The organism is Klebsiella sp. RHBSTW-00215, from assembly GCF_014103785.1.
In the GTDB taxonomy this organism is placed as follows: Bacteria; Pseudomonadota; Gammaproteobacteria; order Enterobacterales; family Enterobacteriaceae; genus Klebsiella.
Window position 1 is genome coordinate 1204849 of record NZ_JABXQS010000001.1, and the last position, 13184, is coordinate 1218032.

The 13184-nt window shown below is 55.1% G+C and carries 12 protein-coding genes; 10 read left to right on the plus strand and 2 right to left on the minus strand.

Annotated features, from left to right (window positions below; translation table 11 throughout):
* Positions 1 to 66: 66 nt before the first annotated feature.
* Positions 67 to 2100: an alpha-amylase gene (locus HV127_RS05815; RefSeq protein ID WP_182235277.1), complete on the plus strand. Its 2034-nt coding sequence runs from the start codon at positions 67 to 69 to the stop codon at positions 2098 to 2100.
* A gap of 174 nt (positions 2101 to 2274) precedes the next feature.
* Positions 2275 to 3531, plus strand: coding sequence for a valine--pyruvate transaminase (gene avtA, locus HV127_RS05820; RefSeq protein WP_182235278.1), 1257 nt, complete (start codon positions 2275 to 2277; stop codon positions 3529 to 3531).
* 147 nt (positions 3532 to 3678) lie between these two features.
* Here avtA and HV127_RS05825 read toward each other — a convergent pair whose 3' ends face one another.
* Both HV127_RS05825 and yiaJ read right to left on the minus strand, forming a co-directional pair.
* Positions 3679 to 4167 carry a 4Fe-4S binding protein gene (locus HV127_RS05825; protein ID WP_181484480.1) on the minus strand — a complete coding sequence of 163 codons (489 nt, stop codon included), beginning with the start codon at positions 4165 to 4167 and terminating at the stop codon, positions 3679 to 3681.
* Between the two features lie 118 nt (positions 4168 to 4285).
* Positions 4286 to 5104, minus strand: coding sequence for an IclR family transcriptional regulator YiaJ (gene yiaJ / locus HV127_RS05830; RefSeq protein ID WP_182235279.1), 819 nt, complete (start codon positions 5102 to 5104; stop codon positions 4286 to 4288).
* Between the two features lie 218 nt (positions 5105 to 5322).
* Between yiaJ and yiaK the strand changes: the two genes are divergently transcribed.
* The 8 genes from yiaK (at position 5323) to araD (ending at position 12891) form a co-directional block, all read left to right on the plus strand.
* Positions 5323 to 6321: a 3-dehydro-L-gulonate 2-dehydrogenase gene (gene yiaK, locus HV127_RS05835; RefSeq protein ID WP_142981715.1), complete on the plus strand. Its 999-nt coding sequence runs from the start codon at positions 5323 to 5325 to the stop codon at positions 6319 to 6321.
* Between the two features lie 11 nt (positions 6322 to 6332).
* Positions 6333 to 6797, plus strand: coding sequence for a YhcH/YjgK/YiaL family protein (locus tag HV127_RS05840; RefSeq protein WP_182235280.1), 465 nt, complete (start codon positions 6333 to 6335; stop codon positions 6795 to 6797).
* Positions 6798 to 6808: 11 nt separating this feature from the next.
* Positions 6809 to 7738 (plus strand): DUF4862 family protein, encoded by a 930-nt coding sequence (locus tag HV127_RS05845; protein ID WP_182235281.1) that lies wholly within the window; start codon positions 6809 to 6811, stop codon positions 7736 to 7738.
* Positions 7739 to 7776: 38 nt separating this feature from the next.
* Entirely contained in the window at positions 7777 to 9096 is a 1320-nt protein-coding gene (locus HV127_RS05850; protein ID WP_142981710.1) for an MFS transporter, read from the plus strand.
* 85 nt (positions 9097 to 9181) lie between these two features.
* Positions 9182 to 10687 (plus strand): FGGY-family carbohydrate kinase, encoded by a 1506-nt coding sequence (locus HV127_RS05855; protein WP_182235282.1) that lies wholly within the window; start codon positions 9182 to 9184, stop codon positions 10685 to 10687.
* Positions 10684 to 11346 (plus strand): 3-keto-L-gulonate-6-phosphate decarboxylase UlaD, encoded by a 663-nt coding sequence (ulaD, locus tag HV127_RS05860; protein WP_182235283.1) that lies wholly within the window; start codon positions 10684 to 10686, stop codon positions 11344 to 11346. The genes HV127_RS05855 and ulaD overlap by 4 nt, the downstream gene beginning before the upstream one ends.
* Entirely contained in the window at positions 11339 to 12199 is an 861-nt protein-coding gene (locus HV127_RS05865) for an L-ribulose-5-phosphate 3-epimerase (RefSeq protein ID WP_023138218.1), read from the plus strand. Before ulaD ends, HV127_RS05865 begins: the two co-directional genes overlap by 8 nt.
* Positions 12193 to 12891: an L-ribulose-5-phosphate 4-epimerase gene (gene araD, locus HV127_RS05870; protein WP_182235284.1), complete on the plus strand. Its 699-nt coding sequence runs from the start codon at positions 12193 to 12195 to the stop codon at positions 12889 to 12891. The genes HV127_RS05865 and araD overlap by 7 nt, the downstream gene beginning before the upstream one ends.
* The last annotated feature ends 293 nt before the right edge of the window (positions 12892 to 13184 follow it).

Below are 13184 nucleotides of genomic sequence, written 5' to 3' on the forward strand. Positions count from 1 at the left end.
ACGGGATGAGTTCATTGGATAAGCAAACGCGCAAACTGAACAAAACACCGCACACAGGACTCCGGAATGAAACTCGCTGCGCTTGCGTCGCTGCTGTTGCCTGGGATGGCCTTCGCCGCCTGGACCACCGCAGATTTCCCCGCCTTTACCGAAGAAGGCACCGGCAGATTTATCAGTCAAAATGAGGTAGCAAAGGGTACGCGCCCTCTGCGAATTAATTTTGACCAACAGTGCTGGCAGCCCGCTGGCATCATCAAACTCAACCAGATGCTTTCCATGGAGCCCTGTCGCGATCCAGCACCGCAGTGGCGCGTATTCCGCGATGGCCGCTATACCCTGGAAGTCGATACCCGTTCGGGCACGCCAACCCTGATGGTTTCCCTGGAGGAGAAACAGACTGCCGCCGCCACCGCGCCGCAGCTGAAGCAGTGTCCGAAATGGGATGGCAAACCGTTGACCATCGACGTTAGCAAATCCTTCGCCGAAGGCGGTAAAGTTCGCGACTTCTATAGCGGCAATGTCGCCACCGTCAGCGGCGGTAAAATTACCCTCCAGCCCGCGTTTAACAGCAATGGCCTGCTGTTGCTTGAACGTGCAGAGACTCAAGCTGCCGCACCATTTAACTGGCACAACGCCACCGTCTATTTCGTCCTCACCGACCGCTTTGTTAACGGCAACCCGGCCAATGACAATAGCTATGGCCGCCACAAAGACGGTATGCAAGAAATCGGCACCTTCCACGGCGGCGACCTGCAAGGCTTGACCAGTAAACTTGATTATCTCCAGCAACTCGGCGTCAACGCGCTGTGGATCAGCTCGCCGCTGGAGCAAATCCACGGCTGGGTTGGCGGCGGCACTAAGGGCGATTTCCCGCATTACGCCTATCACGGTTATTACACCCAGGACTGGACGAAGCTCGATGCCAATATGGGGACGGAAGACGATCTGCGCCACCTGATTGATGAGGCCCATAAGCGTGGGATCCGCATTCTGTTCGACGTGGTGATGAACCATACCGGCTACGCGACTCTGGCCGATATGCAGGAGTTCCAGTTCGGTTCTTTGTACATCCAGGGCGACGAACTGAAAAAGACTTTAGGCGAGCGCTGGACCGACTGGAAGCCGCGCGCGGGTCAAAGCTGGCACAGCTTTAACGACTACATCAACTTCAGCGATAAAGCAGGATGGGAGAAATGGTGGGGTAAAAAATGGATCCGCACCGATATCGGCGACTACGACAACCCCGGATTTGACGATCTAACCATGTCGCTGGCTTTCCTGCCGGACCTGAAAACCGAATCCACGGAGCCTTCCGGCCTGCCAAACTTCTATCACCATAAACCGGATACCGCGGCCAAAGAGATCCCCGGCTACACGCCGCGTGATTACCTGACCCACTGGCTGAGCCAATGGGTACGTGATTACGGTATTGATGGTTTCCGCGTCGATACCGCCAAACACGTTGAACAAGCCGCCTGGCAGCAGCTAAAAACTCAGGCCACGCAAGCGCTGGCAGAATGGAAGAAAGCGAACCCGGAAAAAGCGCTGGATAACGCGCCGTTCTGGATGACCGGCGAGGCGTGGGGCCACGGCGTAATGCAGAGCGATTACTATCGCCACGGTTTTGACGCGATGCTGAACTTCGATTATCAGGATCAGGCGTCGAAAGCGGCAAGCTGCATGTCCACTATGGATCTGACCTGGCAACAAATGGCAGAGAAACTTCAGGACTTCAACGTATTAAGCTATCTCTCCTCGCACGACACCAGCCTGTTCCGTGAAGGCGGCAGCACGGCGGCGGAACTGCTGCTGCTCGCGCCAGGCGCCGTGCAAATCTTCTACGGTGATGAATCCTCACGGCCGTTTGGCCCAACCGGGTCAGACCCATTGCAAGGCACGCGTTCGGATATGAACTGGCAGGATGTGAGCGGTAAAGCCGCACGCAGCGTCACCCACTGGGAGAAACTGGGCCAGTTCCGCGCCCGCCATCCGGCGATTGGCATGGGCAAACAAACCACGCTATCGATGCCAAAAGGCTACGCTTTTATCCGCGAGAGCGGCGACGATAAGGTGATGGTGGTGTGGGCGGGCCAGCAGTAATCACATAACAGCACGCTCCTCTGATTATCAGGGGAGCATTTTCAGGATAAATATCCAAAAAACACTTCTCTGGCAGCACAAAACCGAAATATCCTTCCAGTCCCTCGATTTGCACCCTGTCTGTGCTGGCGTTATGGTTACCCACTTTCCTGGGATACCGACAGATTAATCGCGATGACATTTTCACTTTTTGGCGACAAATTTACCCGTCATTCGGGCATCACCCGCTTGATGGAAGACCTTAATGACGGCCTGCGCACGCCGGGCGCCATCATGCTGGGCGGCGGTAATCCCGCACAGATTCCGGAAATGAATGATTACTTCCATAGCCTGCTAGCCGACATGCTGAATAGCGGCAAAGCCCTTGATGCGCTTTGTAATTATGACGGCCCGCAGGGTAAAAGCGAGCTGCTGGTCCTGCTGGCAAAAATGCTACGTGATGAACTGGGTTGGGAGATCGAGCCACAGAATATTGCACTAACAAATGGCAGTCAGAGCGCGTTTTTCTACTTGTTTAACCTCTTCGCAGGCCGTCGTGCGGATGGAACTACCCGTAATGTGCTGTTTCCGTTGACGCCTGAGTACATCGGCTATGCCGATTCCGGCCTCGAAGAAGACCTGTTTGTCGCCACACGTCCGAACATTGAGTTGCTGCCGGAAGGCCAGTTTAAATATCACGTGGATTTCGAGCATTTGCAGGTAACGGACGAGACGGGGATGATCTGCGTTTCTCGCCCCACCAACCCGACCGGCAACGTTATTACCGACGACGAGCTGATCAAGCTGGATGCGCTGGCCAATCAGCATGGCATCCCTCTGGTTATTGATAATGCCTACGGCGTTCCGTTCCCGGGGATTATTTTCAGTGACGCCAGGCCGCTGTGGAATCCGAATATCGTCCTGTGCATGAGCCTCTCCAAGCTCGGCCTGCCGGGCAGTCGCTGCGGGATTATCATCGCCAACGAGAAAATCATCACCGCCATCAGCAATATGAACGGCATTATCAGCCTCGCCCCCGGCGGGATGGGGCCAGCCATGATGTGCGAGATGATTAAGCGCAACGACCTGCTGCGCCTGTCAGAAACCGTGATTAAACCGTTCTATTTCCAGCGCGTACAGGAAACTATCGCCATTATTCGCCGCTATCTGCCGCAAGAACGCTGCCTGATCCACAAGCCGGAAGGGGCGATTTTCCTCTGGCTGTGGTTTAAGGACCTGCCGATTTCTACCGAGCTGCTGTATCAGCGCCTGAAGAAACGCGGCGTCCTGATGGTGCCGGGCGATTACTTCTTCCCGGGGCTGGATAAACCCTGGCCGCACACGCATCAATGCATGCGCATGAACTACGTGCCAGACCCGGAGAAGATTGAAACTGGCGTGAAGATTCTTGCCGAAGAAGTTGAACGCGCCTGGGGTGAGCAGGACGCGTAATGACGCGTCAGGCGACCCGACATTGAGGGATATTCCCCGGGGGCGGCGCTTGATGCGCCTTGCCCGGGCTACGAGTCCGGGCGGGACCGTGCGGCTTGTGGTTCGGTAGCCCGGACAGGTGCGCCAGCACCGCCTCCGGGGAGCACGCTACATCGCCAACGCCGTCCGTCGACGGCGCTCGGCGCTTATTCTTTCCAGCTCCACCGGCTCCATGCAATGCAGCGCCTGAGTCGGGCATGCCGCCACGCAGGCAGGGCCCTCTTCGCGATGGCTGCACAAATCGCACTTCAACGCCTGTACGCCATCATCCACCAGCATCACGGTCATTGCGCCGTAGGGACACGCTATCATGCAGCTTTTGCATCCGATGCAGCGCCGCTGATCCACACGCCAGACTGAGTTTTCACGGCGGATAGCGCCTTCAGGACAAACATTCGCGCAGGGTGCATCCTCGCACTGGCGGCACAGCGTTGCCGTCGAGATATCGTCATTTTTCACCACGCGGATCCGCGGCGCAAAGTGCGTGGCGGAGACACCAGAACAGTCCTGGTCCTGCTGATGGGACACCACGCAGGCGACTTCACAGGTACGGCAGCCAATGCATTTTTGCGCATCTGCGATAATAAACCGGTTCATCCTTGCTCCATTGGAGATAAAAATGCAGGTTGCCAGAAAAAGCCGGCCCCGCGCCTTGATCCTGAATGGAGTCAGCGGCTTTTTTTATCAGATATCCGCAACGATCTGGGCATTTGCCTTAATTTTCGCGCACGGAAAACCCCAGTTCACGGGAAATAGCCTCTGCCGTATCGCGCAGCGGCTTCAGCAAATTCTTTTCTCCCACCTGCTTAAGGCGCGATGTCGATAAGGAGATGGAGATGGCGTAAGGCACGCGCCGATGAATATCGAAAACGGGCACCGCCAGGCAGGAAACGCCTAACTCATTCTCTTCCCTGTCCATTGCCATATTACGCTCGCGGATCTGCGCCAGTTCATCATGCATCGCAGGCAGGCCGGTAATGGTATTACGGGTCAACGGCTGAATAATGTCCTGATGAGTATTCCAGTAGCTCTCAACATAATCAGGATGACCAAACGCCATGTAGATCTTGCCCATCGCCGAGCAGTACAACGGCATGTGCTGACCAATGTAGGCGCGAGTGCGCAGCATACCGGTCGTCGGTTCCAGCTTATAAATCAAAATCGCATGATCATCTTCACGGCTGGAAAAGTTCACCGTCTCACCGGTCGCCAGGTTGAGCGCCTCAAGGTGTGGTGCCGCGACGTGGATGATATTGAGCGATGACAAGGCCTTCTGACCGACAGCAATAAACTTCGTTGTCAGGCGATAGCTCCCGGCAGCCGGGGCCGGCGTCACGTATCCGCAAGATTGCAGCCCCTGCAATAAACGATGGACAGTACTTTTGTTCAACCCTGCCAACTCCGACAGGTGCGCCAACGGGCAACCGTTCGGGTAATTACTGAGGATCTCAATCAACATCAAACCGCGGAACAGACTCTGACTTCCCGCAGGCCTCTCTTTATCTTGCGTCATTTCGCACTCTTTTGTGACCATCGCTTCCGCTCCACTTTTTCGTCGCGCTCTGATGGTAGCGCAAAGTGTGTTTCAGTTCACGATCTGAACCAAAAAAACATAACTAATTGATTTTGATGATTTTAAAAAACAGACCACCCAGTTGATCTGTCAAAATTTGATCGCTATATTTGAAATCAGATTTCGCATAGTGAAATTTAAAGATAAAAAATCGATCAAAACTAACCAGGTAAACATGAATGAAAGTGACTTTTGAACAGTTAAAAGAGGCATTCAATCGAGTATTACTGGCGCGCGGTGTCGCCGCAGAAACCGCCGACGCCTGTGCTGAAATGTTCGCCCGCACTACCGAATCTGGCGTCTATTCGCACGGAGTGAACCGTTTTCCACGCTTCATCCAGCAACTGGATAATGGCGATATCATTCCTGAGGCGAAGCCACAGCGCATCACCAGCCTTGGCGCGATTGAGCAGTGGGATGCCCAGCGTTCAATCGGTAATCTGACGGCGAAAAAGATGATGGACCGGGCCATCGAACTGGCTTCCGATCACGGTATTGGCCTGGTAGCTTTGCGTAATGCCAACCACTGGATGCGCGGCGGCAGCTACGGCTGGCAGGCGGCGGAAAAAGGCTATATCGGTATTTGCTGGACCAACTCCATCGCCGTTATGCCGCCGTGGGGAGCGAAAGAGTGTCGCATCGGGACCAACCCGCTGATCGTCGCCATTCCGTCGACGCCGATCACCATGGTTGATATGTCGATGTCGATGTTCTCCTACGGCATGTTAGAAGTTAATCGTCTGGCGGGACGCGAACTGCCGGTGGATGGCGGTTTTGATGACGAAGGCAACCTGACCAAAGAACCAGGCGTGATCGAGAAAAATCGCCGCATTCTGCCAATGGGCTACTGGAAAGGTTCCGGTCTGTCGATTGTGCTGGACATGATTGCCACTCTGCTTTCAAACGGTTCTTCCGTCGCCGAAGTAACTCAGGAAAACAGCGACGAATATGGCGTTTCGCAGATTTTTATCGCCATTGAAGTTGATAAGCTGATCGACGGCGCAACCCGCGATGCCAAGCTGCAACGAATTATGGACTTCATCACCACCGCCGAACGTGCAGATGAAAACGTGGCTGTCCGTCTACCCGGACATGAGTTTACCCGGCTACTGGATGAAAACCGCCGCAACGGCATTACCGTTGATGACAGCGTATGGGCCAAAATTCAGGCGCTGTAAGGAGCTAACCCATGATTTTTGGACATATTGCTCAACCTAACCCGTGTCGTCTGCCAGACGCCATTGAGAGGGCGCTCAACTTTTTACGCACCACCGACTTTCTCGCACTGGAACCTGGCGTGGTGGAGATTGACGGCAAAAATATCTTCGCGCAGATTATCGATATGACCACCCGCGACGTCGCAGAGAACCGTCCGGAGGTGCATCGCCGCTACCTGGATATTCAGTTTCTGGCGTGGGGTGAAGAGAAGATTGGTCTCGCTATTGATACCGGCAATAACGAAATCAGCGAGTCATTATTAGAACAGCGCGATATTATTTTTTATCACGACAGTGAACATGAATCTTTCTTTGAAATGGTTCCGGGAAGCTACGCTATATTTTTCCCGCAGGATGTTCACCGCCCAGGATGTCATAAAACTGTCGCCACACCAATTCGCAAAATAGTCGTTAAGGTCGCTATTTCAGTTTTATAAAGGAGCACAAAATGAATTTAAATAATACCGGTTACATTATCGGTGCGTACCCCTGTGCACCCTCATTTCATCAAAAGAGTGAAGAGGAAGAGAAGGAATTCTGGCGACAACTCTCCGATACTCCAGATATTCGCGGCCTGGAGCAACCTTGCCTTGAACATCTTCATCCACTTGGTGATGAATGGTTATTGCGCCATACGCCGGGAAACTGGCAAATCGTGGTCACAGCAATTATGGAGACTATGCGTCGTCGCGGTGAAAACGGCGGCTTTGGGCTGGCATCCAGCGACGAAGCCCAGCGTAAACACTGCGTGGAATACTATCGCCACTTGCATCAGAAGATTAATAAAATCAATACAAATAGCGCCGGAAAGGTGATAGCGCTTGAGTTACATGCCGCTCCCCTGGCGGGTAATTCGAACGTAGCTCAGGCGACTGATGCATTTGCGCGTTCATTAAAAGAGATTACCAACTGGGACTGGTCCTGCGACCTGGTGCTGGAACATTGCGATGCGATGACCGGTCCCGCGCCACGCAAAGGATTCTTACCGTTAGAAAACGTGTTGGAAACTATTGCCGACTATAACATTAGCATCTGCATTAACTGGGCGAGATCGGCGATTGAAGCACGCAACACCACACTGCCTCTGACTCATGTGCAGCAAGCAAAGCAGGTGGGAAAATTGGGTGCGCTGATGTTCTCCGGTACCACGCTAAACGGCGAATATGGTGAATGGCAGGACCTACATGCGCCATTCGCCCCTTTCTGCCCACAGAGTCTTATGACAGCAGAGCATGCCCATGAATTAATGATCTGTGCAGAAACGGATACCCTGCAATTTACAGGCATTAAATTACTGGAAATAAATGCAGATGCCGATGTTGATCACCGTATCGCAATATTACGCGACGGTATCGCTACACTAAACAAAGCAAAATAATAATAAAAGTAGAATCTTAACTCTTCGAGAATACAAAGATGAATACACTCTCTAGCTCTACACAACAAGATATACCACGCCAACGTTGGCTAAGAATCATTCCGCCGATACTGATCACTTGTATTATTTCTTATATGGACCGTGTAAACATTGCTTTTGCAATGCCAGGAGGAATGGATGCCGATTTAGGTATTTCCGCTACGATGGCGGGGCTGGCGGGCGGTATTTTCTTTATCGGTTATCTGTTTTTACAGGTTCCCGGAGGGAAAATCGCCGTTCACGGTAGCGGCAAAAAATTTATCGGCTGGTCGCTGGTCGCCTGGGCGGTTATCTCCGTTCTGACCGGGTTAATCACTAATCAGTATCAACTGCTGGCTCTGCGCTTTTTACTGGGCGTGGCAGAAGGCGGTATGCTGCCCGTGGTGCTGACAATGATCAGTAACTGGTTCCCGGACGCGGAGCGCGGCCGTGCCAACGCAATAGTGATTATGTTTGTGCCGATTGCCGGGATTATCACCGCCCCGCTGTCGGGCTGGATCATCACCGTTCTCGACTGGCGCTGGCTATTTATTATTGAAGGGTTGCTCTCACTGGTTGTTCTGGTGCTATGGGCATACACCATCTATGACCGTCCGCAGGAAGCGCGCTGGATCTCTGAAGCTGAGAAGAGTTATCTGGTTGAAACGCTGGCTGCGGAACAAAAAGCTATTGCCGGAACCGAAGTCAAAAATGCCTCTCTCAGTGCGGTCCTTTCCGACAAAACCATGTGGCAACTTATCGCCCTGAACTTCTTCTATCAGACCGGGATTTACGGCTACACGCTATGGCTGCCAACCATTCTCAAAGAGTTAACTCACAGCAGCATGGGTCAAGTTGGGATGCTCGCCATTCTGCCGTACGTCGGTGCCATTGCTGGGATGTTCCTGTTCTCTTCTCTCTCCGACCGTACCGGTAAACGCAAGCTGTTTGTTTGCCTACCGCTGGCTGGCTTCGCCCTGTGCATGTTCCTCTCCGTAGCGCTGAAAAACCAAATCTGGCTCTCCTATGCCGCGCTGGTCGGCTGCGGATTCTTCCTGCAATCGGCGGCGGGTGTGTTCTGGACCATTCCGGCACGTCTGTTCAGCGCCGAAATGGCAGGCGGCGCGCGTGGGGTGATCAACGCGCTTGGTAACCTCGGCGGCTTCTGCGGGCCTTATGCGGTCGGCGTGTTAATCACGCTGTACAGCAAAGATGCTGGCGTTTATTGCCTGGCTATCTCGCTCACCCTGGCTGCGCTGATGGCACTGCTGCTGCCAGCGAAATGCGATGCGGGCGCCGCGCCGGTAAAGACCATGAATCCACGTAAACGTACGGCATAAAACGATACCCGGTGGCGCTTCGCCAAACTGACCGACAAAGTCGATCAGGCAAGCCTAGCGCCATCCAGTAAACAGAGAAATGAAGATGAATAAACATGAAACCTTCTGGCTGGGTATCGACTGCGGCGGTACTTATTTGAAAGCCGGTTTATATGACGCCAAAGGTCATGAACACGGAATTCATCGGCAATCGTTGCAGACGAAATCGCCACTGCCGGGTTATGCCGAACGTGACATGCTTAAGCTCTGGCAGCATTGCGCAGCGACCATTGCCGGACTGCTGCAACGCACAGGCGTATCCGGCAAACAAATCAAAGGCGTAGGAATCTCCGCTCAGGGTAAAGGACTATTTCTTCTTGATAAACAGGATCGACCGCTAGGTAACGCAATGCTCTCCTCTGACCGTCGGGCGCTGAAAATCGTCCAGAACTGGCAGCGGGACGGCATGCCCGAACACCTCTACCCCGTTACTCGTCAGACGCTATGGACCGGTCATCCGGCTTCTTTACTGCGCTGGGTCAAAGAGCATGAACCCCAGCGCTATGCACAGATTGGCTGCGTGATGATGGGACATGACTATCTGCGCTGGTGCTTAACCGGCGTGAAGGGCTGCGAAGAGAGCAATATCTCCGAGTCTAATCTCTACAACATGGCGACGGGTCAGTACGACTCGCGCCTGACCGAATGGCTGGGCATCAGCGAAATCAACGGCGCACTGCCACCCATCGTCGGCTCAGCAGAAATATGCGGGGAAATCACCGCTCAGGCAGCCGCCATCACTGGTCTGGCGGCGGGCACCCCCGTCGTCGGCGGCCTGTTTGACGTGGTTTCCACCGCACTCTGCGCCGGTATTGAAGATGAATACACCCTCAATGCAGTAATGGGTACCTGGGCCGTCACCAGCGGAATAGCTCACGGCCTGCGCGAGCATGAGGCCCATCCTTACGTCTATGGCCGCTACGTCAATGACGGGCAGTACATCGTTCACGAAGCCAGCCCGACCTCTTCCGGCAACCTGGAGTGGTTCACCGCCCAGTGGGGGGAGATCTCTTTCGATGAAATTAATCAGGCCGTTGCCAGCCTGCCAAAAGCGAGCAGTGAGCTCTTTTTTCTGCCGTTTTTGTACGGCAGCAACGCCGGGCTGGAGATGACCTGCGGTTTTTACGGCATGCAGGCGCTGCACACCCGTGCTCATCTGCTGCAGGCGGTTTATGAAGGCGTGGTGTTCAGCCACATGACCCACCTCAACCGCATGCGTGAACGCTTTACCGAGGTTCACACCCTGCGCGTCACCGGCGGCCCGGCGCACTCCGACGTCTGGATGCAGATGCTGGCGGACGTCAGCGGCCTGCGCATCGAACTGCCGCAGGTGGAGGAGACTGGCTGCTTTGGCGCGGCCCTCGCCGCCCGCGTCGGCACCGGCGTATATCGCGATTTCAGCGATGCCCAACGCGACCTGCAGCACCCGGTGCGCACGCTGCTGCCGGACATGACCGCGCACGCCCTCTATCAGCGTAAATACCGCCAATACCAGGATTTGATTACCGCACTACAGGGCTATCACGCCCGTATTAAGGAGCACGCATTATGAGCCGACCATTACTGCAACTGGCGCTCGACCACACCAGCCTGGAAGCAGCCCAGCGCGATGTCGCCCTGCTACAGGATCATGTCGATATCGTTGAGGCCGGGACCATTCTCTGTTTAACCGAAGGCCTTCGCGCGGTGAACGCCCTGAGAGCGCAGTGCCCGGAAAAAATCATTGTCGCCGACTGGAAAGTGGCCGATGCCGGTGAAACCCTGGCGCAGCAGGCTTTTGGCGCTGGCGCCAACTGGATGACTATCATCTGCGCCGCACCGCTCGCCACGATCGAGAAAGGCCACGCCGTCGCCCAGGACTGCGGCGGTGAAATTCAAATGGAACTGTTCGGCAACTGGACGCTGGACGATGCCCGAGACTGGTATCGCGTCGGGGTTCGCCAGGCGATTTACCACCGCGGACGCGATGCGCAGGCCAGCGGACAGCAGTGGGGCGAAGCGGATCTGGCACGTATGAAAGCATTGTCCGACATCGGCCTTGAACTATCGATTACCGGCGGCATTACCCCCGCCGATCTGTCACTGTTCCGCAACATTAACGTCAAGGCATTTATCGCCGGGCGCGCGCTGGCAGGTGCCGCCCATCCGGCGCAGGTCGCCGCCGAATTCCACGCCCAAATTGACGCTATCTGGGGAGAACAGCATGCGTAATCATCCATTAGGTATTTACGAGAAAGCACTAGCGAAAGACCTCAGTTGGCCGGAGCGGCTGGTGCTGGCAAAAAGCTGCGGCTTTGATTTTGTCGAGATGTCGGTGGACGAAACTGATGAACGCTTGTCTCGTCTGGAGTGGACGCCGGCCCAGCGCGCATCGCTGGTGAGCGCGATGCTGGAAAGCGGCGTCGCCATCCCATCCATGTGCCTGTCCGCCCATCGTCGCTTCCCTTTCGGCAGCCGCGATGAAGCGGTTCGCGAACGGGCGCGGGAGATCATGACCAAAGCCATTCGCCTGGCGCGCGATCTCGGTATCCGCACCATCCAGCTGGCAGGTTACGACGTCTATTACGAAGAGCACGACGAAGGCACCCAGCAACGTTTCGCCGAAGGGCTGGCCTGGGCGGTGGAACAAGCCGCAGCGGCTCAAGTGATGCTGGCGGTGGAGATCATGGATACCGCCTTTATGAACTCCATCAGCAAGTGGAAAAAGTGGGACGAGATGCTTTCGTCACCGTGGTTCACGGTCTATCCGGACGTCGGCAACCTCAGCGCCTGGGGGAACGATGTAACCGCCGAGCTAAAACTGGGCATCGACCGTATCGCCGCAATCCATCTGAAAGACACGCTGCCAGTGACCGGCGATAGCCCCGGACAGTTCCGCGACGTGCCGTTTGGCGAAGGATGTGTTGATTTTGTTGGCATTTTTAAAACGCTGCATGAGCTGAACTATCGTGGTTCATTTTTGATTGAAATGTGGACGGAGAAAGCCAGCGAGCCGGTGCTGGAAATTATCCAGGCCCGCCGCTGGATTGAATCACGGATGCAGGAAGGAGGTTTCACATGTTAGAGCAACTGAAAGCCGATGTGCTGGCGGCAAACCTGGCGCTTCCGGCGCACGGCCTGGTCACCTTTACCTGGGGCAACGTCAGCGCGGTGGACGAAACGCGCAAGCTGATGGTCATCAAGCCTTCCGGCGTTGAATATGAGGTGATGACCGCCGCCGATATGGTGGTGGTAGAGATCGCCAGCGGTAAGGTCGTCGAAGGCAACAAAAAACCGTCGTCCGATACCGCGACCCATCTGGCACTCTATCGCCGCTATCCGCAGATCTGTGGGATCGTACATACCCATTCCCGCCATGCGACGATCTGGTCGCAGGCCGGGCTCGATCTGCCCGCCTGGGGCACCACCCACGCCGACTATTTCTATGGCGCAATCCCCTGCACCCGGCTGATGACCGTTGAGGAAATTAACGGTGAGTATGAGTATCAAACCGGCGAGGTGATTATTAAAACCTTTGAAGAGCGCGGTCTGGATCCGGCGCAAATCCCGGCGGTGTTAGTTCATTCACACGGTCCGTTTGCCTGGGGTAAAGATGCCGCTGACGCCGTGCACAACGCCGTGGTCCTTGAGGAGTGCGCCTATATGGGGCTGTTCTCGCGTCAGTTGGCCCCGCAGTTGCCGGATATGCAGTCTGAACTGCTCGATAAACACTATCTGCGTAAACACGGCGCGAATGCCTATTATGGGCAAAACTAACGCCCGGCAATCCGGGGATGTCTATGACTAAAATTTCGCGCGGATTTTCCCGGGGGCGGCGCTTAACGCGCCTTGCCCGGGCTACGGGTTCGTGCGGTTTTGTAGCCCGTACAGGTGCGCAGCACCGCCTCCGGGAAACCACAAGCCTTCGCGATATGGTGGCCCGGATAAGGCGTCAGCCGCAATCCGGGGATGTCTCTTACTGAAATATTGCGTGGACTTTCCCGGGGGCAGCGCTTAACGCGCCTTGCCCGGGCTACGGGTTCGTGCGGTTTTGTAGCCCGTACAGGTGC

What these genes read in the sequence shown, in the direction of transcription:
- HV127_RS05815 (WP_182235277.1), top strand. Translation starts at nt 67, where the DNA reads ATGAAACTCGCTGCGCTTGCGTCGCTGCTGTTGCCTGGGATGGCCTTC.
- avtA (WP_182235278.1), top strand. Translation starts at nt 2,275, where the DNA reads ATGACATTTTCACTTTTTGGCGACAAATTTACCCGTCATTCGGGCATC.
- HV127_RS05825 (WP_181484480.1), bottom strand. Translation starts at nt 4,167, where the DNA reads ATGAACCGGTTTATTATCGCAGATGCGCAAAAATGCATTGGCTGCCGT.
- yiaJ (WP_182235279.1), bottom strand. Translation starts at nt 5,104, where the DNA reads ATGGTCACAAAAGAGTGCGAAATGACGCAAGATAAAGAGAGGCCTGCG.
- yiaK (WP_142981715.1), top strand. Translation starts at nt 5,323, where the DNA reads ATGAAAGTGACTTTTGAACAGTTAAAAGAGGCATTCAATCGAGTATTA.
- HV127_RS05840 (WP_182235280.1), top strand. Translation starts at nt 6,333, where the DNA reads ATGATTTTTGGACATATTGCTCAACCTAACCCGTGTCGTCTGCCAGAC.
- HV127_RS05845 (WP_182235281.1), top strand. Translation starts at nt 6,809, where the DNA reads ATGAATTTAAATAATACCGGTTACATTATCGGTGCGTACCCCTGTGCA.
- HV127_RS05850 (WP_142981710.1), top strand. Translation starts at nt 7,777, where the DNA reads ATGAATACACTCTCTAGCTCTACACAACAAGATATACCACGCCAACGT.
- HV127_RS05855 (WP_182235282.1), top strand. Translation starts at nt 9,182, where the DNA reads ATGAATAAACATGAAACCTTCTGGCTGGGTATCGACTGCGGCGGTACT.
- ulaD (WP_182235283.1), top strand. Translation starts at nt 10,684, where the DNA reads ATGAGCCGACCATTACTGCAACTGGCGCTCGACCACACCAGCCTGGAA.
- HV127_RS05865 (WP_023138218.1), top strand. Translation starts at nt 11,339, where the DNA reads ATGCGTAATCATCCATTAGGTATTTACGAGAAAGCACTAGCGAAAGAC.
- araD (WP_182235284.1), top strand. Translation starts at nt 12,193, where the DNA reads ATGTTAGAGCAACTGAAAGCCGATGTGCTGGCGGCAAACCTGGCGCTT.